The sequence below is a fragment of the Williamsia serinedens genome (genome assembly GCF_024171725.1).
GTDB classification, from domain to species: domain Bacteria; phylum Actinomycetota; class Actinomycetes; order Mycobacteriales; family Mycobacteriaceae; genus Williamsia_A; species Williamsia_A serinedens.
This window is the reverse complement of the sequence record NZ_JAMTCG010000009.1, coordinates 16,961-40,088: the sequence shown is the minus strand read 5'-3', so window position 1 is coordinate 40,088 and position 23,128 is coordinate 16,961. Positions and strand designations below refer to the sequence as shown.

Genomic DNA, 23,128 nt, shown 5'->3' with positions numbered 1-23,128 from the left:
TTCACGGGTCGGGAGGTGAGCGGTGGCGTCAGCGCGTCGGGACGACCGTTTCGTGCCGACCCCGCTCGCCGTGTTGGTGCTGTGCGCGCTCGGTGAGCGTCCGATGCACCCGTACGAGATGTTGCAGCTCTTCACCGCCCGACGGGAGGACCGGTTCGCCAACATCCGGCCCGGCACGCTCTACCACACCGTCGGCCGTCTCGAGGAGCGCGGACTGGTCCGCGTCGACGACGTCGCCCGGGCGGGCAACCGACCCGAGCGGACCGTCTACGCGGTCACCGACGAGGGTGCCGAACTGGCCAGGGACCACGTCGCCTCCTTGCTGGCGACACCGTCGACGGAGTTCAGCGATCTGAACCTCGCGCTCGCCGAGGCCCACGAACTGCCCCGTGAGCAGGTCGTCGACCTGCTCGACACCCGGATCGTCCACATGCGCGCCGAACTCGCCCGGTGGGAGACCGCGCGTGAGCAGGCGATGGCCCGCGGGGTGCCGGAGATGTACCTGCTCGACATCGGGTGCCGCTGCGCGACGTTGGCCGCCCAGTCCGACCACCTCGCGTCCCTGCGCACCCGACTGGCCGACGGGTCGCTGGCGTGGAAGTCCGATCCCGACCACGCCGACTGCCCCCTCACCGACGAGGACTTCCCCCATCCGGTCGACGCCTCGACCGACCACCCTGTCCAGGAGTACGCGCGATGACCGCACCCAAGCCGTTCACCCCCGTCACGGACCGTCCCTGGGCTGCCCTGATGGCCCTCTGCGTCGGGTTCTTCATGATCCTCGTCGACATGACGATCGTCGCGGTGGCGCAGCCCGACATCCAGGAGAAGCTGAACACCGACTTCAACGGCGTCATCTGGGTGACCAGCGCGTACCTGCTGACCTACGCGGTCCCGCTGCTCATCACCGGCCGGCTCGGCGACCGCTTCGGTCCGAAGCTGATGTACCAGGCCGGGCTCGTGGTGTTCACCGGGGCCAGCGTCTGGTGTGGGCTGTCGGGCTCGATCGGCGAGCTGATCGCCGCCCGCGCGCTGCAGGGTCTGGGCGCCGCGCTCATCACCCCGCAGACGATGTCGCTCATCACACGCATGTTCCCCGCCGAACGCCGTGGCGCGGCGATGGGCGTGTGGGGCACCGTCGCCGGTGTCGCCACCCTCGTCGGCCCGCTGGCCGGCGGCGTCCTCGTCGACGGCCTGGGCTGGCAGTGGATCTTCTTCGTCAACGTCCCCGTCGGCGTCGTCGGACTGGTGTTGGCGTGGTGGCTCGTCCCGACCGTCGACACCACGGGTCGCGACTTCGACGTCGTCGGCGTGCTGCTGAGCGCCATCGGACTCGGCGCCCTGGTCTTCGCCGTCCAGGACGGCGAGAAGTACGACTGGGCCGCCTGGATCTGGATCCTCGCCGCGGCGGGCATCGGGGTTCTCGGCGTCTTCGTCTGGTGGCAGTCGAAGGTGCGCGGCCAGCCCCTCGTCCCGCTGTCGCTGTTCCGCGACCGCAACTTCTCGCTGGCGAACATCGGCATCGCCGCCATGGGTTTCGCGACCGCGGGCCTGATGGTCCCGATGATGTTCTTCCTGCAGCTCGTCGGAGGCATGTCGCCGACGCGGTCGGCGCTGGTGCTCGTGCCCATGGCGGTGCTCACCGGCATCCTCGCGCCGATCGTCGGTCGCCTCGTCGACACGACGCACCCACGCTGGATCATCGGCGGGTCGCTGCTGCTGAACGCCATCGCGATCGCCCTCCTCGGCTGGCTCGCCCAGCCGGAGACGCCGGTGTGGCAGCTGCTGATCCCGGTGTGCCTCATGGGCATCGCGAGTGCGGGCATCTGGGCGCCGCTGGCCGCCACGGCGAACCGCAACCTGCCCATGACGCAGGCCGGTGCGGGTGCGGGCGTCTACAACACGCTGCGCGTCGTGGGTTCGGTGCTCGGCAGCGCGGCCGTCGGTGCGCTGCTGCAGACCCGGCTGGCCGCGGAGTTCCCCGGGGTGTCGGTCTCGACCGGGTCCACCGGGACGCTGCCAGCCGTCGTCAAGCCCGGCTTCGCCGACGCGATGGGCCAGTCGATCTACCTCCCGGCCGCCGTGCTGCTGCTGGGTGCGATCGCCGCCGCGTGCTTCGCACGGCCGCGCCACATGACGCCGGCGGCCGCACCCACAGCGCCGACGTCGACGCGGAGCGGGACCCCCGCCCCGGTGGTGGCCGACGCGGCACCGACGGTCTGACGCGTCGACGGTGTGGCCCGGGACGTGCGGCGGAGATTGACCCGTCGCGCCGGACGGGTGTGGACTGATCATCATGCTGTCCCGGCTCACCATCGACCAGCGGCGTGAGCAGCTGATCGACCGCGCGCTCGAGATCGCCGAGCGCGCAGGGATCGCCGCCGTCACCGTCCGCGGGGTCGCCGACGCCGCCGGGGTCTCGCTCGGGATCGTGCACTACTGCTTCGACGGCAAGGACGAGCTGATGGACGCCGTCGTGGGCACCGCGATGGCGCGTCACCTCGACGCGTTCCTCACCGACAACCCCGACCTGCGGGGCGGGGGAGACGGCGCGACCTCCGCGACCGGTCGGGATGGCCTGCACGCCATGGTCTCGTCGACGGTTTCGTCGGTGCTCGCCCTGACGCGCGAGTCGCCGGGCCGGTGGACCGTCCTCGTCGAGTCGATCGTGCACTCGCTGCGGACGCCCGCCGACTCGCCGGCACGGATCGCGACCCGACACCACCACCAACTCGCCGAGGACTACGGCGTCCGCTATCTCGAGACCGTCGGCGCGCGGACCGGGATGCACTGGGAGGGGCGGGAACGCGACGTCGTCCGTTACGCCGTGCAGGCCATCCACGGGATGTTCCAGTGGTGGCTGGTCGACCGGGACGACGCGGCCGCGGCACGGTCCGCCGACCTGCTGGTCGACTGGGCCGTCGGGCTCGCCGTGGACCGCGGAGCCGCGCAGGAACCGTCGCGGTCTCTGCGCGCCGTCATGTGACGGTGACGTCGACCGAGTGCAGGCCCGACGCGCCGTCGGGGATCGGTGGGGCGACGATCGCCGACTGCTGACGGCCGTCGCCGTCGAAGGCGCGCACGGTGAGCGTGTGGTCACCGGGAGAGGCGTCCCACGTCCACCGCCACAGGCGCCACGCGTCGAGCATGTCGGGGGCGAGCATCGTCGCGGCCTGCCACGGACCGTCGTCGACCCGGATCTGCACGCCGTTGATCCCGCGGCCCTGCGCCCACGCGACCCCGGCGACGGTGACCCGGCCGCGACCGACCGTGTCCCCCGATCGCGGCACGTCGATCCGGGATCCGGTCTTGATCGGTCCCTTCTCGGCCCAGCCGCGCTGCGTCCAGTACGCCGTCGCCCTGTCGAAGCGGGTCACCTCCAGCGACACCACCCACTTCGTGGCCGAGACGTAGCCGTATAGACCCGGGACGACCATGCGGGCCGGGTACCCGTGCTCCACCGGCAGCGGTTGTCCGTCCATCCCGACCGCCAGCAGCGCACCACGATCGTCGGTGAGCGCCTGCAGCGGGGTCCCGGCGGTGAACCCGTCGTCGCTGGTGGACAGCACCATGTCGGCGTCGCCCGAGGGTCCCGCCATCGCGAGGAGGTCACGCAGCGGGTAGCCGATCCAGCGGGCGTTGCCGATGAGGTCGCCGCCCACCTCGTTGGACACGCACGTCAGCGTGACCGTCTTCTCGACGGCGGGCATGGCCCGCAGCATCGCCATGTCGACGCGGACCTCCCGGTCGACCATGCCGTGGATGCGCAGCGACCACCGCTCCGCGGTGAGCTGCGGGGGACGCAGGGCGGTGTCGATGCGGTAGAAGTCCGACGGCGGCGTGATGAACCCGGCCGGGGCGTCACCCGTCGCGCCGGGCGGGTCGAGGGAACGGGTGGCCGGCGGCACCGCGAAACCCGACCGGTCGCGGCCCACGTCGTTGAGGAGGTGGTCCAGCACGGTGCCGACCACACCCGCGAGCACCGCGCCCGCGCCGGCACCGGTCAACCCGAGCAGCACCGTGCGTCGGTCGGTACGGGCGCCCGGCACCCGCGGAGGACGGGGTGCCGCGAGGCGGCCGGTCCCGGCGCGCAGCACCGCGACACCCGCGGCCACCCCGACGACCGTCGGCAGGAACCAGGCGACCCCGGCACCCGCGCGGGTCGTGGCAGCCACCACGCCGACGATCCCGAACGCGACGAAAAGGACACTGCCCCAGGGTCGTCGGGGGCGTTCGAGAAGTCCCGCCACGGCGGCGAGGACCGCGATGACTACGCACATCCCCACGATGAGGGCCGTCTTGTCGCCGGTGCCGAAGGTGTCGATCGCGAATTCCCGTACGGGCGCGGGCGTGTGGTCCACCACCGCGGACCCGACGGCGAGCAGCGGACCCGCGGCGCGGTCGAGGAACGCGGCCACGAACTGGCCGACGCCCAGCACCACCGCCGCGGCCACCACGCCGGTCGCGGCGGCCAGGACACGCTCGGGTGCGGGGGATCTCACCCGGTCCAGTATCCACACGCCGGGCGTGGTTCCCCGGGGCTGTCGGAACCCCGCCCTACGGTGATCGCATGCGGTTCCTGCACACCTCCGACTGGCACCTCGGCCGGACGTTCCACGGCGTCGATCTCCTCGACGACCAGCGCCGTGCGCTCGCCGAGGTGGCCGCCGTGGTGTCCGCGGAATCGGTCGACGTCGTCGTCGTCGCGGGGGACGTGTACGACCGCTCGGTGCCCTCGGCCGACGCGGTGGCCGTCTACGACGACGCGTTGCGCGCGATCCGCGCCGCCGGGGCGCAGATCGTCGTCACCTCGGGCAATCACGACTCGCCGACCCGACTCGGGGTGGGGTCGTCCTTCGCCGAGGCCGGTGGTCTGCACCTGCGCACGTCGTGCGATGCGATCGATCGGCCCGTCGTCCTCTCCGACGACCACGGCGAGATCGCCGTGTACGGCATCCCGTATCTCGAACCCGACGCCGCCCGTGCACATCTGGGCGTCCCGGAGGCGCGCGGCCACCAGGACGTGCTCACCGCGGCGATGGACCGTGTCCGCGCCCACCTCGCCGAACACCCCCGTCGGTCCCTCGTCGCGGCGCATGCGTTCGTCGTCGGTGGTGCGTCGACCGGCTCCGAGCGGTCGATCAGCGTCGGCGGCGTCGAGACCGTTGCCGAGCAGACGTTCTCCGGCGTCGACTATGTGGCCCTGGGGCACCTGCATGCACCGCAGGTCGTCGCGGACTCGGTCCGCTACAGCGGATCGGTGCTGCCCTACTCGTTCGGTGAGAGCTCCCACCGAAAGGCGGTGTGGATCGTCGACCTCGACGCCGACGGGCTCGCCGGCGTCCGACGTCACGACCTGCCCGTCGTGCGCGACCTCGTCTCCCTCCGAGGCGATCTCGCCGACCTCCTCGCCGACGCGTCGCATGCTGCGCACGAGAACGCCTACGTCCGTGCCGATCTCACCGACGCCGTCCGTCCGACGGACGCGATGCGTCGTCTGCGGGGGCGGTTCCCCCACGCGGTCCACGTCGAGTGGATCCGTCCGGATCCCGCCGACGCCGGCGACTACCGCTCCCGCGTGCACGGTCGGACCGACCGCGAGGTCGTGCGGGCCTTCCTCGACGACGTGCGCAGTCCCCCCACCGACGGCGAGTCCGTCCTCGTCGCCGAGGCGTTGCGTGCGGTGACGGCGGAGGTGGAGGTGTCGGAGACGTCGCGACCGGTCGTCGCGACCCCGCCGGCCGCGGCGGAACCCGCGGTCGAGCTGATGGAGGAGGACGGCAGTTTCGCGCTGTTCGCCCTCCCCACCGACGAGGAGGTGTCGGCATGAGACTCCACCGGGTCTCGATGCGCGCCTTCGGTCCCTTCGCCGACGAGGTCGTCGTCGACTTCGACGCCCTCGGCGAGGACGGGTTGTTCCTCCTGCACGGTCAGACCGGCGCCGGCAAGACCACCGTGCTCGACGCCGTCGCGTTCGCCCTGTTCGGACGGGTGCCGGGCGTACGCCACGAGGGTCGTCGCCTGCACTCCGACCACGCCGGTCCCGACGTCGTGCCGCGTGTGGTCCTCGAGGCCACCGTCGCCGGTCGGCGGATGCGGCTCGAACGGTCCCCGGAACACCACCGACCGAAGTCCCGGGGGGCAGGACTGCGCAAGATCCAGGCGAAGGGTGTCCTTGTCTGGACCGACGGGTCGGGTCCCGAACTGACCCGCCTGCCGGAGATCGGTGAGACCGTCTCGCGACTGCTCGGGATGAGCGCCGAGCAGTTCTTCCAGGTCGTCCTCCTGCCGCAGGGCGACTTCGCCCAGTTCCTGCGGGCCACCAACGAGGACCGGGAGGCGTTGCTGGAGAAGCTGTTCGACACCGGTCGGTTCGGCGGGGTCGAGGAGTGGCTGCGCGAGCGCGCGAGGACGGCGCGCGCGGAGGTCGAGGAGAAGGCGCAGTCGGTGGACCGTCTCGCCGGGCAGATCTCGGCGATCACCGGGGTGGAGGCGCCCGCCGAGCCGGACGTCGACTGGGCGACCGGCGTCCTCGTCGACGCCCGGACCGAGGCAGAGCGAACCCGAACGGCCGCCGAGGCCGCCACGCAGGCGGCCGACCGTGCACAGGCCCACCTCGACGACTGCGCGCGTCACGCCGAGCTGATCCGTCGCGGGGAGGTCGCACGCGCCGAACTGGCCGCGCTCGACGCCGATTCCGCGCTCGTGACGGAGACCCACGCCCTCCTCGACGCGGCACGGCGCGCCGGCGGCGTGCGGTCCGCCCTCGACGACGCGGTCGACACCCGTACACGTCGGGACGCAGCGGCCCGCGCCGTCGCCACCGCGAGTGACGCACTCGCGCGGATCCCGGGGGGCGCTGCGCTGGTCGCGGCCGTCGCGGAGGCGTCCGACCCGGCGGCCACCATCGCCGCCGCGGTCGATCGCTGGTCCGCGGAGTCCGGCCGACTCGAACCACTCGCCGTCCGGGCGGCCGGTCGCGCGGCGACGGTGGCCGAGCTGTCCACCCTCGCCGCCGACGTCGCGCACGCAGAGCGCCGACTGGCGGCGATCGCCGCCGAGTGGGACGAGATCCCGGCGCGGAGAGCAGAACTCGCGAGTCGCATCTCGGCGGCCACCGCCGCAGGTGCTGCGATCGACGGTCGCACCGCCGAGGCGGAGCGGCTCGCGGAGCTCGTGGCCGACGCCACTCGACGGGATGCGCTGGTCCAGCCGCTCGCCGCCGCGCAGGCAGCGGCCGACGCGGCGCGCAGCGCCCACCTCGACGCACGTCAGGATCTCGTGGCCGTCCGTGAACGTCGCGTCGCGAACATGGCGGCGGAGGTGGCCTCCCGACTCGTTCCCGGTGAGCCGTGTCCGGCATGCGGGTCCGCCGAGCACCCTGCACCGGCCGTCGACGGCGGTGAGCCGGTGACCGACGCCGACGAGCGCGCGGCGGAGACCACGGAGGAGGCGGCGGGCGACCGTGCACGACGCGCCGCCGTCGCCCTCACCGAGGTGCGGGCCGAGTACGACAGCCTCTGCGCCCGCGTCGGGGACCTCGCTGTCGCGGACCTGACGGCGGCGGCGTCCGACGCCCGCCGGGCGGTCACCGAGACCCGGCGGCTCGCCGGCGAGCTGGAAGCACTCTCCGAGAAGGCAGCCGAGATCGAGTCGACGGCCACGGCCCTGACCGCCGAGCAGTCCCGGGTGCGGGAGGACCAGTCGCGGCGCACCGAACGCGCGCAGTCGTTGCGGACCGCTCTGCGCGCGCTCGACGCGGAGATCGACGCCGCACGGGGGGACGCGGAGAGCGTCGAGGTGCGGCGCGCGCAGCTGGGGGACCTGTGCCGCGCGGCGGCGGCGCTGCGCGACGCGACGTCGCGGTGGGCCGCGGCGGACGAGAGGGCGTCCGCGGCGTCCGATCGCGCACGGGAACTCGCCGTCGACGCCGGCTTCGCCGATGCCGTAGCCGCACGGGCCGCGCTCGCGTCGCCCGACCAGATCGCCGAGTGGGAGTCGCTGCTGCGGGAGCTCGCGGCGCGACGATCGGCCGCACAGGCCGTCGTGGACGACCCGGACGTCGTCGCGGCGGCGGCCACCGGCCCGGTCGACCTCGACGCCGCCCGCGCCACCCGGGACACCACCCGGGCGGACCGGGACGACGCCCACCGCCGCGCCGCGCTCGCCGCCGACCGCGTCGCCAGGCTCGAGACACACTGCGCCCAGTTCTGGGCCGCCGCCGACGTCATGGCCCCCGCTCGCGCCCGCGCCGACGAGGTGTCCGGTCTCGCCGAGGTCGTCGCGGGCCGCGGTGCGAACAACCGTTCCATGTCGTTGCGGTCCTACGTCCTCGCAGCGCGGCTGGAGGAGGTCGTCGTCGCGGCGTCGTCGCGGTTGCGGCAGATGTCCTGTGGCCGTTACGAGTTCGAACACTCCGACGCCGCGGGGAGTCACGGGCGACGGGGCGGTCTGGGGATCGCCGTCCGCGACGAGTACACCGGTGCCGTCCGGCCCGCGGCCACCCTCTCCGGCGGCGAGACCTTCTTCGCCTCCCTCGCGCTCGCGTTGGGCCTCGCCGACGTGGTCTCGGCGGAGGCCGGTGGCCGTGTGCTCGACACCATGTTCATCGACGAGGGGTTCGGCAGCCTCGACCCCGAGACCCTCGAGCGCGTGATGGGCGTCCTCGACGACCTGCGGTCCGGTGGCCGCGTCGTCGGTCTCGTCAGCCACGTCGACGAGATGCGCAGCCGGATCCCGGCACAGCTGCACGTCGTGCGGACCGAATCGGGCTCCCGCGTCGAACTGCTCGGCGTCGCGGGCTGACCCGGCCGCGCCACCCACCACCGGCTTTGGGCGGCGTCGCGCCGGTGCGCTAGTCTTGGCCCGCCCGATGAGCCCCCGTAGCTCAGGGGATAGAGCGTCTGCCTCCGGAGCAGAAGGCCGCAGGTTCGAATCCTGCCGGGGGCACCAGATCGACCTAGGCTCGCTGCATGCGCATCGCGGTGTCGACCTACGGCAGCCGGGGGGACGTCCAGCCCGGAGCATGCCTCGGTCACGAACTCTCCCGACGCGGCCACGACGTCACGATGCTCGTCCCGCCCAACTACGTCGACTTCGTCGGCGGCCTGGGACTACGCGCGTTCGCGGTCGGCGCCGACAGCGAGTCCTACTGGGAGACCGAGCGCGGCCGCGCCACCCTGGTCACACGCAACCCGCTGACGAAGCTGCGGCTGGCGCGTGAGCAGGTGCGAGAGGGGTTCGCCCTCTTCGACTCCGGGCTCTCGGGGGCGGTGGCGTCGCTCGTCGACGACGGCGGTCTGGACCTCGTCGTGACCGGCCCGCTCGGACAGGATCGGTGCCTGGCCCTCGCCGAACGCCACGGTGCCGCGCTCGCGACGATGCGGTTCTGCGCGATGTCGGAGAACGGGGTCATGGGTCCGGTGTCGACGGCTCGTCGACTCCCGCCGGCCCTGAACCGCGCCGGATGGCGGCTGGCCGACCGTGTCACGTGGGCGGCCACGCGGGGATCGGAGAACCGGTTCCGGGCGTCCCTGGGGCTCGCCCCAGCGAGGGGGCCGTTGCCGACGCGCCTGGCGCGACGCGGGGTGAGTCAGGTCCAGGCCTACGACGCCACGCTCTTCCCGGGCCTCGACGACGAATGGGGCCCGGCACGCCCGCTCGTGGGATTCCTCGACCTCCCCGACTCCGTCCGAGCGGCCGTCGGCGACCGGGTGGACCCCGAGCTGGACACGTGGCTGTCGGCGGGGGAGGCGCCGGTCTTCGTCTCCTTCGGCAACGCTCCCGTCGGCGACCCGCGGCGTCTCCTCGCCGCTGTGGCCGACGCGACCGCGTCCCGCGGTGTACGGGCGCTGGTGGTCGGACTGGGCGGACGCAGCGGACCCGACGCCGAGCACCGCCACGTCTTCCACGCCGACCGCGTCGACCACGGCGTCGTGCTCCCGCGGTGTGCCGCGGCGATCCACCACGGAGGCGCGGGGACGACGGCGGCGACACTCCGTGCCGCCCTGCCGATGCTGATCTGCGCGGCCGGCGCCGACCAGGCCTACTGGGGTGCGCGGATCCGGGCGCTGCGGCTCGGGTCGTCGACACGGCTCGCCCGTCTCGACACGCAGACGCTCGCACGGGGGCTCGACGTCGTCCTCGACGACGCCACGCGTCGTCGGGTGGTCGACGTCAGCAGCCGCCTCGTGCCCGCCGAGGAGGCAGTCGCCGCGGCCGTGGCCGCAATGGAAACGGCGCCCACCGCGGTGATGCGGTGAGCGCCGTCTGACGACGTCGTCGGGCGGGTCAGCCCTTGACGCAGGTGAACTGCATGACGTCGATCATGTCCTTGCGGAACGCCGCAGCGCAGCCGCTCAGGTACTTGACGTAGGTGTTGTAATTCGCGCGACCGCACAGGGCGATGGCCTCGTCGCGGTGCTCGCCGAGGTTCTTGCTCCACGCGTCCAGGGTGCGGGCGTAGTGCAGCTGCAGCGGCTGGATGCGCTCGATCTCGAAGCCGACCTTGGTCGCACCGTCGGTGACCTGCTTGGGCAGCGGCAGCTGGCCACCCGGGAAGATCTCGGTGGCGATGAACCGCAGGAACTGGAAGTCGTCCTTGCCGATCTTGTTGCCGGTCTCGTGGTGGTGCGACAGACCGTAGGCGATGATCGTGTGCAGCAGCATCCGGCCGTCGTCGGGGAGCGCGTTGTAGGCGAAGTTGAAGAACTGGTCGTAGCGCTCGAAGCGGAAGTGCTCGAAGGCGCCGATCGACACGATGCGATCGATCTTGCCGTCGAACTCCTCCCAGCCCTGCAGGCGGACCTCGCCCTTGAGGCCGGTCTCGGCGGCCTTCTTCTCGACGAGCCCCTTGACGTGGGCGTGCTGGTTCTCGCTCAGGGTGAGGCCGATGACGTTGACGCCGTAGTTCTCCATCGCGCGCAGGATGGTCGCGCCCCAGCCGCACCCGACGTCGAGCAGCGTCATGCCGGGCTCGAGGTTGAGCTTGCCCAGCGACAGGTCGATCTTGGCCAGCTGCGCCTGGTTCAGGGTGTAGTCGTCCTCCTTGAAGTACGCACAGCTGTAGGTGCGCGACTCGTCCAGGAAGAGCGCGAAGAAGTCGTCGTTCAGGTCGTAGTGCGCCTGGACGTCCTCGAAGAACGGGGTCTCGGTGGTCAAGATGAACCTCTCTCGTGTGTGCACCCACCGGCGCGGCCGGCGGCATGGCGGTCGTGTCTGTCCTCGGCCGCGACCGTCCCCCCGACGAGTCGCCCCCCGATGGGTGCCGGGCCGGGACGTGGGCTGTGGTGCGACGGTCAGCGGAGCTGCACCGTCGCCGTCGCCCGGCCGAAGATCCGCTTGCCGCGGAAACTGGCACCGAGCGCGATCGTAGCCGTTCGTGAGGCCTCGTCGAGCTCTTTGACGCGGCCAGTGTATTCGACCTGGGCGGGCTCGTCGTCAGCGACGTAGGCGATGCCGGTGAAGCGGACACGGTAGTCGCGGATCGCGGCCGGGTCGGTCAACCACCCCGACAGGAACGACCCGCCGATGCCCATGGTGAGCATCCCGTGTGCGGCCACGGTCTCGAGACCGACCACCGACACGACGCGGTCGCTCCAGTGGATGGGGTTGTGGTCGGCGGAGATGCCCGCGTAGTTCACCAGGTCGCCGCGGCGCAGGGTCACGGTGCGGCTGGGCAGCTCGTCGCCGACCGAGACGTCGTCGAACGACGGGACGGTCGCGGCCAGCGGGACGTCCCACGGCGCGACCGGCGGCGTCGGGGTGCCCTCGATCTCCGTCCACGCGCGGGTCGCCGGCGGCTCGAAGTCAGCCATCATCACGTCGGACAGGGCCGCGGCGAGGGCGGGCTCGGCGTGCGCGCCGCGCCGACCGGCCGCGGTGGTGACCAGCGACTGCACCACCTCGCCGTCGGAGTTGATCAACAGCCCCTCGACGATGATCGTGTCGCCGCCGGCCTTCTGGCGGATCGGGCGCAGGCCCATGGTGAGGCCGAGGCGGTCGCCGGCGTGCATGGGACGGTGTTGCGTGAAGATCTGGTCGGTCTGCACGAAGGCGCTCGTGTCGTACTCGAGCAGCACCTCGTCGAGCAGCCAGTTCAGGCCGCTGCCGGCGAGCCGGGCGGTGAACGTCACCGGCGCCATCAGGCCGGGGTGGCCGAGCTCGGCGGCCGCGGCCTCGTCCCAGTGCACCGCGTTCGCGTCCTTCATGGAGCGCGCGAACTCGCGGATCTCCTCGCGGCCGATCTCGTAGGGGTCGTCCGGCGCGTAGTACTGCGTCCAGTCGCGCTCGGGGGAACTCACGTCCTCGGGCTTCACGGCGCTCATGGTTGCACACGCTCACCACCCCGACCGACCACCGGGGCGCCGATCGGGGAGGGGTCCTAGTTCATCGGCAGGGGAGCCGTGCGCCGCTCCGACAGCATCTGCGACATCGTGTCGGCCTCGGTGGTCTGCACGTTGATCATCTGCTGTGCGAGGTCCCGGACGTACCCCTCCGAGACGTGCTGGGGGTCGACGGCGTACTCCATCATGTGCTGCCCGCCCTGGTGGTGCCGGAGCATCAGCTGGAGGAAGTACGTGTCGACGGCCGATCCCGACAGCGACCGCAGCCGCGACAGCTCGGGCTCGGTGGCCATGCCCGGCATGATCGGCGTCGTCACGCCGTCACCGGCGGTCATCGACACACCCATCCCCATCGCGTGGTCGCCGGTCATCCACGACATCGCGGGCGTGGTCGACGCGAGCGGGCGACCCCAGCGCTGCAGCCAGGACTGCATCTGACCGATCTGGTTCGACTGCGAGGTCAGGATGTCGAACGCCAGTGAGCGCACCTGCTCGTCGGTGCCGCGGTCGAGCTCGACCGCGGCCATCGACACCGCCTGGGCGTGGTGGGCCGACATGTCCTGGGCGAAGCCGACCGCCGCCGAGTCCGGCGCGGGCGACGCCTCGTCGGACGGCACCGTCCGCCCGACCAGCAGGCCGACCCCGACGCCGACGAGCAGCAGGGCGACGACGCCGAGACCGATCAACGCGGGCAGTTGCCGTCGCCAGCCCGGGCGGATGGCCTCCTCGGGTGCGGACTCCGTCTGAGGATGTTCGGTGGTGGTCATCGGATCAGCCCGCCGGCGTCGGGGACACACCCGGCTCGTTGGTCGCCTGCTGGGTGCCCGCGCCGTTCATCGGCACCGCATCCGCCGGGACCGGCCCGACGTCCGCGGGCGGCGGGTTGTTCGGGTCGAACGCACCGGGGATGGCGGCACACGACGCGCCGACCTCGGGGTAGGCCGTCTGCTGCGGCTGACCCGGGTAGACGTTGGTCTGCGAGTTGAGTCGCAACGCGGTGATGAACTGGTCGACCCGCGGGTCGCTCGCCGAGCTCAGCTTGAGCTGATGTCCCCACGACTGCAGCGAGATCGGTGTGCTCAGGCCGGGGTAGGGCGACATGAGCATGAACTGCTTGCCGTTCACCTTGCTCTCCAGCGTCGCCTTGTCGGCGGCGGAGACGGTCTGCGGGTTGTAGGCGATCCACACCGCGCCGTGCTCGAGGGAGTGCACCGCGTTCTCGGTGCGCAGCGGGTTCGGGTAGACGACACCGGTGCAGGTCGCCCACACGGCGTCGTGCGGTCCGCCGTACGGCGGCGACTGGTCGTAGGCGACGCGCTGGGTGGGCGCGACGTGCTGACCGGCGGGGTAGAAGCGCTTCACCACACCCTGGATCGCGTCCGAGGGGTCGGGGTTCGACGCCGACGGCACGAACTTCTGTGCCTCCTCGCGCACCGTGTACTTCGGGACGAGGTAGGCCGCGATGCCGCCGACGATCGCGAGGACGACGACGACCGCGGCGATCGTGGCCCACGGCACCGACCGACGCCTGCCCGCCGCGGTCACCGGGATGGTGCCGGGGCGGCCCTTCTTCTTCGAAGCCTTCTTTGTCGGGCCCTTCGGCGCGGTCGGCGGCTTCCCCTCACCCGTCGTCGACGCCGTCTCGTCCGGCTTCGCGGCGTTGTGCGGGCTGCTCATGCTGGCCATCGGTGGGTCGGTCCTGTCGTCGGGTGGGCGGGCGCGGCCATTCTACGGGTGGGTGCTGAGCCGTCCCTGAGCCGTGACGCGCCCGACCTCCCCGTCGACGCACCCACCCCGACCCGTCCGGACCTGCGGATGTGCGCGTGACGTGCGGATGTGGTCGTGACGGGGCGGGACCATAGGATGGTGTCCCGTGACTCCCACGGAACTCCCCGACGTGCTGCGTGACGCGACGACCGCCGTGTTGTCGCGCCGCGGCCTCGACACGTCCGTGGTCCCGGACACGGTGGTCGTCGAACGGCCGCGCAACCCCGAGCACGGCGACTACGCCACCAACATCGCGCTGCAGATCGCGAAGAAGGTGGCCACGTCGCCGCGGGATCTCGCGCAGTGGCTCGCCGACGAACTGGCGACGCTCGACGGCATCGCGACCGCCGAGATCGCCGGCCCCGGGTTCCTCAACCTGCGCCTGGCGGCGGCGAGCCAGAACGTCGTCGTCTCCGACGTCCTGTCGGCGGGGGACGCCTACGGCCGCGGGTCGACGCTGGCTGGGCGGAGCATCAACCTCGAGTTCGTGTCGGCCAATCCGACGGGCCCCATCCACCTCGGTGGTACCCGCTGGGCCGCCGTCGGCGACGCCCTCGGTCGTGTGCTCGCCGCGCAGGGCGCCGCGGTGACCCGCGAGTACTACTTCAACGACCACGGCACCCAGATCGACCGGTTCGCGCGGTCGTTGCTGGCCGCGGCGCTCGGCGAGCCGACGCCGGAGGACGGGTACGCCGGCGCCTACATCGCGGAGATCGCCGAGCACGTCCGGCAGCAGCGCCCCGACGCCCTCGACCTCCCCGAGGACGAGCGGCTCGAGGTCTTCCGGTCGGTCGGCGTGGACGCCATGTTCGACCAGATCAAGAGCAGTCTCGACGATTTCGGCACGCACTTCGACGTGTACACCCACGAGAACTCGATGTTCACCAGCGGTGCCGTCGAGGAGTGCATCGCAGTGCTCAAGGCCAACGGCAACCTGTACGAGAACGACGGTGCCTGGTGGTTGCGCTCCACCGAGTTCGGCGACGACAAGGACCGCGTCGTCATCAAGCGCGACGGCGACGCGGCGTACATCGCCGGTGACATCGCATACTTCCGGGACAAGCGCACCCGTGGTTTCGACCTGTGCATCTACATGCTCGGCGCCGACCACCACGGCTACATCAAGAGGCTCAAGGCCGCTGCGGCCGCACTCGGTGACGATCCCGACACCCTCGAGGTGCTCATCGGTCAGATGGTCAACCTCGTGCGTGACGGCAAGCCTGTCCGGATGAGCAAGCGCGCGGGGACCGTCATCACCCTCGACGACCTCGTCGACGCGGTCGGTGTCGACGGCGCGCGCTATTCGCTGATCCGGTCGTCGGTCGACGTCAACCTCGACATCGACCTCGACCTGCTCACCACGCAGTCGAACGAGAACCCGGTCTACTACGTGCAGTACGCGCACGCGCGGTTGTCGGCGATCGGCCGCAACGCCGCCGATCTCGGTGTCGTCGCGGACCCGGGTGCGCTCGACCTGCTGGTCGAGCCGGCCGAGGGTGAGCTCATCCGGACCCTCGGCGACTTCCCCGGCGTCGTCGAGACCGCGGCGACACTGCGTGAGCCGCACCGGATCTGCCGGTACCTGGAGACCCTGGCCGGGACCTACCACCGGTTCTACGACCGCTGTCGCATCCTGCCGCAGGGCGACGAGGAGCCGACCGCGCTGCACGGTGCGCGGCTCGCCCTCTGCGACGCGACGCGCCAGGTCGTCGCCAACGGTCTCGACCTCGTGGGCGTCAGTGCCCCGGAGCGGATGTGATGGCGCACCCGGCCGGCCCCCGTCACGCCGAGGGGCCCGCGACGCGTGGCGTCGACGGCGACGGCGTCCCCTCGACCGTCGCGCAGATGGGCGAGCTGCCGGATCACGTGTGGCCGCGCAACGCCTGTCGCGGTGACGACGGCGCCGTCACCCTGGCCGGCGCCTCCGTCCACGACCTCGCCGACCGGCACGGGACACCGCTGTTCGTCGTGGACGAGGCCGACTTCCGGTCGCGCTGCGTCGACATGCTGTCCGCGTTCGGCGCCACCGGCCGTGTGCACTACGCGTCGAAGGCATTCCTGTGCAGCGAGATCGCCCGCTGGGTCGACCAGGAGGGACTCAGCCTCGACGTCTGCTCGGGCGGTGAGCTGGCACTGGCCCTGCGCGCCGGGTTCCCGGCCGCGCGGATCGCGTTGCACGGCAACAACAAGTCCACCGAGGAGCTCAAGGCGGCCGTCGCCGCCGGGGTTGGCCACGTCGTCGTCGACTCCGCCGTCGAGATCGAGCGCCTCGACGCCGCCGCCGGCGCGGCGGGCGTGGTGCAGGACGTCCTCATCCGGGTGACCGTCGGCGTCGAGGCCCACACGCACGAGTTCATCTCCACCGCGCACGAGGACCAGAAGTTCGGGTTCTCGCTGAGCGAGGGCGTCGCGATGGACGCCGTGCGCCGGGTCTTCGCCGCCGACAACCTCCGGCTCGTGGGCCTGCACAGCCACATCGGCTCGCAGATCTTCGATCTCGACGGCTTCGAACTCGCCGCGCACCGCGTGCTCGGGCTGCTCGCCGACGTCGTCGCGGAGTTCGGGGTCGACAAGACCGCGCAGCTGTCGGTGCTCGATCTCGGTGGTGGCCTGGGGATCTCGTACGTCCCCGACGACGACCCGCCACCGGTCTCGACGGTCGCCGAGACCCTGGTCGACATCGTGCGTCGACAGTCGGCGCAGCTGGGTCTGCCCACACCGGTCCTCGCGGTGGAACCCGGACGTGCGATCGCCGGACCCGGCACCGTGACCCTCTACCGGGTCGGCACCGTGAAGGACGTGGCGATCGGCGGCGGCCGACACCGTCGGTACGTCTCGGTCGACGGCGGCATGAGCGACAACATCCGTACCGCCCTCTACGGCGCGGAGTACGACGTACGACTCGCCTCACGCACGAGCGAGGCCCCCGCGACGCGCAGCCGCGTGGTCGGGAAGCACTGCGAGAGCGGCGACATCGTCGTCAAGGACTGCTGGCTGCCCGACGACGTCGCCCCGGGCGACCTGCTGGCCGTCGCGGCCACCGGCGCCTACTGCTACGTGATGAGCAGCCGGTACAACATGGCGGCCCGACCGGCAGTGGTGGCGGTCCGCGACGGCGAGTCCCGCACACTGCTACGACGCGAGACGCTCGCGGACCTGATGAGCCTGGAGGTGGATCGATGACCGACGACGCACGCCGGACGATCGGTGTGGCGGTGCTCGGCATGGGCAACGTCGGCGCCGAGGTGGTGCGGATCCTGCAGCAGAGCGCCTCCGACCTCGAGGCCCGCGTGGGTGCACCGCTGGAGATCCGCGGTGTCGCGGTGCGGGACCTGGGCAAGGCGCGGTCCTGGTGCTCGCCGTCGCTGCTCACCGACGACGCCGCGTCGCTGGTCACCCGGGACGACGTGGACGTCGTCGTGGAGCTGATCGGTGGGATCGACCTGCCGCGCACCCTGATCGGCACCGCACTCGAGCACGGCAAGTCCGTGGTCACCGCGAACAAGGCGCTGCTCGCCGACTACACCGGCGAGCTCGCGACGATCGCGGCCCGCGCCCACGTCGACCTCTACTTCGAGGCCGCGGTGGCCGGGGCCATCCCGGTGATCCGTCCGCTGATGCAGTCGCTCGCGGGCGACACCGTGCAGCGTGTGGCGGGGATCGTCAACGGCACCACCAACTTCATCCTCTCCGCGATGGCCGAGAACGGCGACGACTACGCCTCGACACTCGCCGAGGCCGGGCGGCTCGGGTACGCCGAGGCCGACCCGACCGCCGACGTCGAGGGCTACGACGCCGCCGCCAAGGCGGCGATCCTCGCCTCGATCGCGTTCCACAGCCGCGTCACCGCCGGCGACGTGTACCGCGAGGGCATCTCCACCATCACCACCGACGACCACGAGTCGGCCGCGACACTCGACTGCACCATCAAGCTGCTGTCGATCTGCGAGCGCATCGACGACTCGATGGGGCGCCAACGGGTCTCGGCCCGTGTGTATCCCGCGCTGGTGCCGAACTCACACCCGCTCGCCTCGGTGAACGGGGCCTTCAACGCCGTCGTCGTGGAGGCCGAGAACGCGGGCCGGTTGATGTTCTACGGCCAGGGGGCGGGGGGTTCGCCGACGGCGTCGGCCGTCCTCGGCGACCTGGTGATGGCTGCCCGCAACAAGGTGCACGGCGGTCGGGGTCCGCTGGAGTCCACCTACGCGTCGCTGCCGATCGCGCCGATCGGCGACGTCAACACGCGGTACTACGTGTCGATGAAGGTCGCCGACCGTCCGGGCGTGTTGTCCACCGTCGCAGGCGAGTTCGCCAAGCGCCGCGTGAGCATCGCGACCGTCCGCCAGGCGGGCGCCGGCGACGACGCGCGCCTCATCGTGGTGACCCACCGCGCCCCGGACTCCGCGCTGTCGGAGACCGTGGACGCCCTCAACGATCTCGACGCCGTCCTGTCGGTGTCGAGCGTGCTCCGTCTGGAGGGAACCGATGGCTGACAGCGATCTCACGCAGCGCCCCGGCGTGCACACCCGGTGGCCGGGCCTCATCGAGGCGTACCGCGACCGGCTGCCCGTCGACGCCGACACCCGCGTGGTCACGCTGCTGGAGGGCGGGACCCCGCTCATCACCGCGCCGCACCTGTCCGAGATCACCGGGTGCGAGGTGTACCTCAAGGTCGAGGGCGCCAATCCCACCGGCTCGTTCAAGGACCGCGGGATGACCATGGCGGTCAGCATGGCCGTCACGAACGGCAAGAAGGCCGTCCTCTGCGCGTCGACCGGCAACACCTCGGCCTCGGCCGCGGCCTACGCGACGCGTGCGGGCATCACCTGCGCGGTGCTCATCCCGACCGGGAAGATCGCGATGGGCAAGCTCGCGCAGGCCGTCATGAGCGGCGCGAAGATCATCCAGGTGAAGGGCAACTTCGACGACTGCCTGGAGCTCGCTCGCAAGGCGACGGCGGAGTTCTCCGAGATCGAGCTGGTCAACTCGGTCAATCCCGCCCGCATCGAGGGACAGAAGACCGCGGCGTTCGAGATCGTCGACGTCCTCGGCCGCGCCCCCGACGTGCACGCACTGCCGGTGGGCAACGCGGGCAACATCACGGCCTACTGGAAGGGCTACTCGGAGTACCACGCCGACGGTGTCGCGTCGTCGCGTCCGCGGATGCTCGGGGTGCAGGCCGCCGGTGCGGCGCCGCTGGTGACCGGGCAACCGGTGAAGAACCCCGAGACCGTCGCGACCGCGATCCGGATCGGGTCGCCCGCCAGCTGGACGCAAGCCGTGGCGGCGAAGGACGAGTCCGGTGGCGTCTTCCGCGCGGCCACCGACGAGAAGCTGCTCGAGGCGTACCGTCTCGTGGCCGGCCGGGAGGGCGTCTTCGTCGAACCCGCGTCCGCCGCCAGCGTGGCGGGCCTGCTCGCCGCGCGGGAGGAGGGCTGGGTGTCGGCGGGGGAGACCGTGGTCTGCACCGTCACCGGCAACGGACTCAAGGACCCCGACACCGCGCTGGCGGGCATGCCCGAGGTGCAGGCGATCGACGTCGACCCGCACGCGGTGGCCCGTATGCTCGAGGTGGGCTGAGATGTCCGGCGCCCCCCGCGGACGGGTCTGATGTTCCCCGTCCTGCCCGACGGCGTCGTCACCGACGTCCGGGTGCCCGCGTCGTCGGCCAACCTGGGGTCCGGGTTCGACTCGCTCGGCATCGCCCTCGACGTCTACGACGACCTGCGCGTCCGCGTCACACCGTCGGGTGTGCGCGTGGCCGTCGACGGGGAGGGCGCCGGGTCGGTCCCGCTGGACGACACCCACCTCGTCGTGCGCGCGCTGCTGCGCGGACTCGAGGCCGGCGGCGTACAGGCCCCGGGCCTCGACATCGTGTGCCGCAACGCCATCCCGCACTCGCGGGGACTGGGGTCCTCGGCCGCGGCGGTCGTGTCCGGCCTGGCCGCGGCGTCGGGTCTCATGGCGAAGAGTGGTGTGCGACAAGGTTTCTCGGCCGACCAGCTGATCCAGTTGGCGGGCGAGTTCGAGGGTCACCCCGACAACGCCGCGGCCAGCGTGCTGGGTTCGGCGATCGTGTCGTGGACCGAGGAGGTCGACGGCGCGCCCGCCTATCACGCCCGACCGCTCGTGGTGCACCCGTCGATCTCGGTCACGGCCTTCGTGCCGCAGCACGAGTCGTCGACGGCGCTCACCCGGGGTCTCCTCCCGGACGCCGTGCCGCGGCTCGACGCCGTGCACAACCTCAGTCGGAGCGCCCTGGCCGTGGTCGCGCTCACGGCCGACCCGTCCTGCCTGCTGGCGGCGACGGCCGACCGGCTGCACCAGCACTACCGGGCGCCCGTCCTGCCCGACACCACCGGCATCGTCGCCGAGCTGCGGACCCGCGGGATCGCGGCCTTCGTCTCCGGTGCCGGTCCGTCGGTGCTGGCGCTGCACGACCGTCGCATCCCGGACGAGAGCGTCGCGTTCGCGAGCGGGCTGGGGTTCGACGTCCGACCGCTGCGTGTCGCCGGGGGAGTCTCCATCACCTGACGCCGACGCGCCGGACGGGTGGGTGTTGCCGCAGGACGGCATGGTGGATACCATGTGGTCGTCTCGCAGCGGACATGCGATCGTCCTGCCGCGCCCATCTCCTCGAGATCCCGAGTAGATCGGTGACGGGTGCACCACGGGCCGTCACGTCGTCGGGATCGGCCGCAGATCGTTCGAGCAGTGCGCGTGAGACACCACCGCCCCGGGCATGCCGGTCCACGACGACCGCACACGAACCACGTGTGCACCCGCCGCGTGACGTCCCGCCGACCCGGTGCGGACCACACAGACTTCCGGCCATGTCGATCTGACGGGTGCGGGAACCGCCGGCATCCACGGCGGGTATGCGAAACCCCCACCGTTCTTCTCACGGTGGGGAACGAAAGGACATCCGTGACCGATACGGACCTGATCTCGACCCCGGCTCCCGAGGCGGCCCCGGCCGCCGACGCGCCCGCCCGCGGCGGTCGCTCCCGCGGGACCGGACTCAACGCGATGGTGCTCACCGAGCTGCGACAACTCGCCGGTGAACTGGGCATCCGCGGCACCTCGGGCATGCGCAAGGGCGACCTCGTGGCCGCCATCGCGGCCCGCCAGTCGACCGGGTCGTCGGCGGCCCCGACCAACGGGAACGGCGGGTCGCGCACCGCGCCGACCACCGCCGATGCGCCCGCCGCGTCGACACCGGCCGGCGACGAGTCCCGGGGCCGGGACGGCGACCGCCCTGTCAGGGAGCGCGACGGTGCGTCGCAGAAGGACAGTGGGTCGGCCGGCGACACCCGTGACGACGACACCCGCGAGTCGGCTCGAGGCGACGGCGAGGACCGTCCGCAGCGCACCCGTGAGCGCGGGCAGCGCCGGGGCGAGCAGCGCGGTGACCAGAGCCGGGACCAGGGTGGCGACAACCAGCGCACCCGCGAGCGTGGTGACGGCAGCCGCGGTGAGAACCGCGAGAACAACCGGGACGGCAACCGCGGCGAGAACCGCGAGAACAACCGGGACGGTGGCCGCGGTGAGAACAACCGGGACGGCGGCAACCGCGACAACCAGGGCCGTGGCGACAACAACCGCGGTGACGGGAACCGTGGCGACGGCAACCGTGGTGACGGCAATCGTGCTGACGGGAACCGCTCCGACCGCGGCGACGGCAACCAGGGCCGGGGCGGCCAGAACGGCCCCCGCGGCGGCGGCAACGACCGCCAGGAGGACGACGGCGAGGGCGGCGGCCGCGGCCGGCGGGGTCGTCGGTTCCGTGAGCGGCGTCGTGGACGTGACCGCGAGGGCGGGAACGACGCCGAGCCTCAGATCAGCGACGACGACGTGTTGCAGCCCGTCGCCGGCATCCTCGACGTCCTCGACAACTACGCGTTCGTCCGGACCTCGGGGTACCTCGCCGGGCCGAACGACGTCTACGTGTCGATGAACCTCGTCCGCAAGAACGGGCTGCGCCGCGGCGACGCCATCACCGGTGCGGTGAAGCTGCCCCGCGACGGTGAGCAGAACAACCAGCGCCAGAAGTTCAACCCGCTGGTGCGGCTGGACACGGTCAACGGCGGCGACGTCGAGGCCGCGCGCAAGCGTCCGGAGTTCGGGAAGCTGACGCCGCTGTACCCGAACGAGCGTCTCCGACTCGAGACCACGCCCGAGCGTCTCTCGACCCGCGTCATCGACCTGATCATGCCGATCGGCAAGGGACAGCGTGCGCTGATCGTGTCGCCGCCCAAGGCGGGCAAGACGACGATCCTGCAGGACATCGCGAACGCGATCTCCATCAACAACCCCGAGTGTCACCTCATGGTCGTCCTCGTCGACGAGCGTCCCGAGGAGGTCACCGACATGACCCGCTCGGTGAAGGGCGAGGTCATCGCCTCCACCTTCGACCGCCCGCCGTCGGACCACACGTCGGTGGCCGAACTCGCGATCGAGCGCGCGAAGCGCGTCGTGGAGTCCGGCAAGGACGTCGTGGTGCTGCTCGACTCGATCACCCGCCTCGGCCGCGCATACAACAACGCGTCGCCGGCGTCGGGCCGGATCCTGTCCGGCGGTGTCGACTCGACGGCGCTCTACCCGCCGAAGCGGTTCCTCGGTGCGGCGCGCAACATCGAGAACGGCGGCTCGCTGACGATCATCGCCTCGGCGCTGGTGGAGACCGGCTCCACCGGCGACACGGTGATCTTCGAGGAGTTCAAGGGCACCGGCAACGCCGAGCTCAAGCTCGACCGCAAGATCTCCGAGCGACGCGTGTTCCCGGCCGTCGACGTCAACCTGTCCAGCACGCGCAAGGACGAGCTGATGATGTCGGCCGACGAATTCGCCATCGTCCACAAGCTGCGGCGGCTGCTGTCCGGTCTGGACTCCCAGGCCGCCATCGACCTGCTCATCTCGCAGCTGCGGAAGTCGAAGACGAACATCGAGTTCCTCATGCAGGTGCAGAAGAACGCACCGGGTCAGCTCACCGAGGACTGACTCTCGAGCGGTGACCG

At 71.8% G+C, this 23,128-nt stretch carries 17 protein-coding genes and 1 tRNA gene; 13 read left to right on the top strand and 5 right to left on the bottom strand.

Going from position 1 to position 23,128, the window contains the following annotated elements; translation table 11 throughout:
* Positions 1-22: 22 nt before the first annotated feature.
* The 3 genes from LX12_RS20580 to LX12_RS20570 all read left to right on the top strand — a co-directional run bounded on the left by LX12_RS20580 (position 23) and on the right by LX12_RS20570 (position 2,986).
* The gene (locus tag LX12_RS20580; protein ID WP_253656486.1) at positions 23-700 is read left to right on the top strand and encodes a PadR family transcriptional regulator; all 678 of its coding nucleotides are present in this window, start codon (positions 23-25) and stop codon (positions 698-700) included.
* The gene (locus LX12_RS20575) at positions 697-2,223 is read left to right on the top strand and encodes an MFS transporter (RefSeq protein ID WP_253656485.1); all 1,527 of its coding nucleotides are present in this window, start codon (positions 697-699) and stop codon (positions 2,221-2,223) included. The genes LX12_RS20580 and LX12_RS20575 overlap by 4 nt, the downstream gene beginning before the upstream one ends.
* Before the next feature lie 73 nt (positions 2,224-2,296).
* Positions 2,297-2,986 carry a TetR/AcrR family transcriptional regulator gene (locus tag LX12_RS20570; RefSeq protein ID WP_253656484.1) on the top strand — a complete coding sequence of 230 codons (690 nt, stop codon included), beginning with the start codon at positions 2,297-2,299 and terminating at the stop codon, positions 2,984-2,986.
* Here the strand turns inward: LX12_RS20570 and LX12_RS20565 are convergent.
* Positions 2,979-4,502: a molybdopterin-dependent oxidoreductase gene (locus LX12_RS20565; RefSeq protein WP_253656483.1), complete on the bottom strand. Its 1,524-nt coding sequence runs from the start codon at positions 4,500-4,502 to the stop codon at positions 2,979-2,981. The two genes, LX12_RS20570 and LX12_RS20565, sit on opposite strands and share 8 nt — an antisense overlap.
* A gap of 68 nt (positions 4,503-4,570) precedes the next feature.
* Here LX12_RS20565 and LX12_RS20560 point away from each other — a divergent pair, with 68 nt between their 5' ends.
* From LX12_RS20560 to LX12_RS20545, 4 genes are all read left to right on the top strand, one after another.
* Complete coding sequence (locus LX12_RS20560) at positions 4,571-5,830, top strand: exonuclease SbcCD subunit D (protein ID WP_253656482.1); 1,260 nt, start codon at positions 4,571-4,573, stop codon at positions 5,828-5,830.
* Complete coding sequence (locus LX12_RS20555; protein WP_253656481.1) at positions 5,827-8,805, top strand: AAA family ATPase; 2,979 nt, start codon at positions 5,827-5,829, stop codon at positions 8,803-8,805. The genes LX12_RS20560 and LX12_RS20555 overlap by 4 nt, the downstream gene beginning before the upstream one ends.
* 71 nt (positions 8,806-8,876) lie before the next feature.
* Positions 8,877-8,952, top strand: a tRNA-Arg gene (locus LX12_RS20550).
* Between the two features lie 20 nt (positions 8,953-8,972).
* Entirely contained in the window at positions 8,973-10,262 is a 1,290-nt protein-coding gene (locus tag LX12_RS20545; protein WP_253656480.1) for a glycosyltransferase, read from the top strand.
* A 28-nt stretch (positions 10,263-10,290) separates the two neighbouring features.
* On the opposite strand, the gene LX12_RS20540 is transcribed toward LX12_RS20545, so the two are convergent.
* The 4 genes from LX12_RS20540 to LX12_RS20525 all read right to left on the bottom strand — a co-directional run bounded on the left by LX12_RS20540 (position 10,291) and on the right by LX12_RS20525 (position 14,021).
* Positions 10,291-11,160 carry a cyclopropane mycolic acid synthase family methyltransferase gene (locus tag LX12_RS20540; protein WP_253656479.1) on the bottom strand — a complete coding sequence of 290 codons (870 nt, stop codon included), beginning with the start codon at positions 11,158-11,160 and terminating at the stop codon, positions 10,291-10,293.
* Positions 11,161-11,297: 137 nt separating this feature from the next.
* On the bottom strand, positions 11,298-12,326 hold the full coding sequence (locus LX12_RS20535) for a fused (3R)-hydroxyacyl-ACP dehydratase subunits HadA/HadB (protein WP_253656478.1): 1,029 nt from the start codon (positions 12,324-12,326) through the stop codon (positions 11,298-11,300).
* A gap of 56 nt (positions 12,327-12,382) precedes the next feature.
* Entirely contained in the window at positions 12,383-13,111 is a 729-nt protein-coding gene (locus LX12_RS20530) for a DUF305 domain-containing protein (protein ID WP_253656477.1), read from the bottom strand.
* A gap of 4 nt (positions 13,112-13,115) precedes the next feature.
* Positions 13,116-14,021, bottom strand: a complete 906-nt coding sequence (locus LX12_RS20525) for a thioredoxin-like domain-containing protein (protein ID WP_253656476.1) — start codon at positions 14,019-14,021, stop codon at positions 13,116-13,118.
* 196 nt (positions 14,022-14,217) lie between these two features.
* Here LX12_RS20525 and argS point away from each other — a divergent pair, with 196 nt between their 5' ends.
* From argS to rho, 6 genes are all read left to right on the top strand, one after another.
* Positions 14,218-15,870, top strand: coding sequence for an arginine--tRNA ligase (argS, locus tag LX12_RS20520; protein ID WP_253656475.1), 1,653 nt, complete (start codon positions 14,218-14,220; stop codon positions 15,868-15,870).
* Entirely contained in the window at positions 15,867-17,294 is a 1,428-nt protein-coding gene (gene lysA, locus LX12_RS20515) for a diaminopimelate decarboxylase (RefSeq protein ID WP_253656474.1), read from the top strand. Before argS ends, lysA begins: the two co-directional genes overlap by 4 nt.
* Positions 17,291-18,604, top strand: a complete 1,314-nt coding sequence (locus LX12_RS20510; RefSeq protein ID WP_253656473.1) for a homoserine dehydrogenase — start codon at positions 17,291-17,293, stop codon at positions 18,602-18,604. Before lysA ends, LX12_RS20510 begins: the two co-directional genes overlap by 4 nt.
* Entirely contained in the window at positions 18,597-19,691 is a 1,095-nt protein-coding gene (gene thrC, locus LX12_RS20505; protein WP_253656472.1) for a threonine synthase, read from the top strand. Before LX12_RS20510 ends, thrC begins: the two co-directional genes overlap by 8 nt.
* Before the next feature lie 30 nt (positions 19,692-19,721).
* Positions 19,722-20,645: a homoserine kinase gene (gene thrB / locus LX12_RS20500; protein ID WP_253656471.1), complete on the top strand. Its 924-nt coding sequence runs from the start codon at positions 19,722-19,724 to the stop codon at positions 20,643-20,645.
* 393 nt (positions 20,646-21,038) lie between these two features.
* Complete coding sequence (gene rho, locus LX12_RS20495) at positions 21,039-23,111, top strand: transcription termination factor Rho (protein WP_253656470.1); 2,073 nt, start codon at positions 21,039-21,041, stop codon at positions 23,109-23,111.
* Positions 23,112-23,128: the final 17 nt, after the last annotated feature.

What these genes read in the sequence shown, in the direction of transcription:
- LX12_RS20555 (WP_253656481.1), top strand. Translation starts at nt 5,827, where the DNA reads ATGAGACTCCACCGGGTCTCGATGCGCGCCTTCGGTCCCTTCGCCGAC.
- LX12_RS20510 (WP_253656473.1), top strand. Translation starts at nt 17,291, where the DNA reads ATGACCGACGACGCACGCCGGACGATCGGTGTGGCGGTGCTCGGCATG.
- LX12_RS20535 (WP_253656478.1), bottom strand. Translation starts at nt 12,326, where the DNA reads ATGAGCGCCGTGAAGCCCGAGGACGTGAGTTCCCCCGAGCGCGACTGG.
- LX12_RS20545 (WP_253656480.1), top strand. Translation starts at nt 8,973, where the DNA reads ATGCGCATCGCGGTGTCGACCTACGGCAGCCGGGGGGACGTCCAGCCC.
- LX12_RS20570 (WP_253656484.1), top strand. Translation starts at nt 2,297, where the DNA reads ATGCTGTCCCGGCTCACCATCGACCAGCGGCGTGAGCAGCTGATCGAC.
- thrC (WP_253656472.1), top strand. Translation starts at nt 18,597, where the DNA reads ATGGCTGACAGCGATCTCACGCAGCGCCCCGGCGTGCACACCCGGTGG.
- thrB (WP_253656471.1), top strand. Translation starts at nt 19,722, where the DNA reads ATGTTCCCCGTCCTGCCCGACGGCGTCGTCACCGACGTCCGGGTGCCC.
- LX12_RS20530 (WP_253656477.1), bottom strand. Translation starts at nt 13,111, where the DNA reads ATGACCACCACCGAACATCCTCAGACGGAGTCCGCACCCGAGGAGGCC.
- LX12_RS20525 (WP_253656476.1), bottom strand. Translation starts at nt 14,021, where the DNA reads ATGAGCAGCCCGCACAACGCCGCGAAGCCGGACGAGACGGCGTCGACG.
- LX12_RS20560 (WP_253656482.1), top strand. Translation starts at nt 4,571, where the DNA reads ATGCGGTTCCTGCACACCTCCGACTGGCACCTCGGCCGGACGTTCCAC.
- LX12_RS20575 (WP_253656485.1), top strand. Translation starts at nt 697, where the DNA reads ATGACCGCACCCAAGCCGTTCACCCCCGTCACGGACCGTCCCTGGGCT.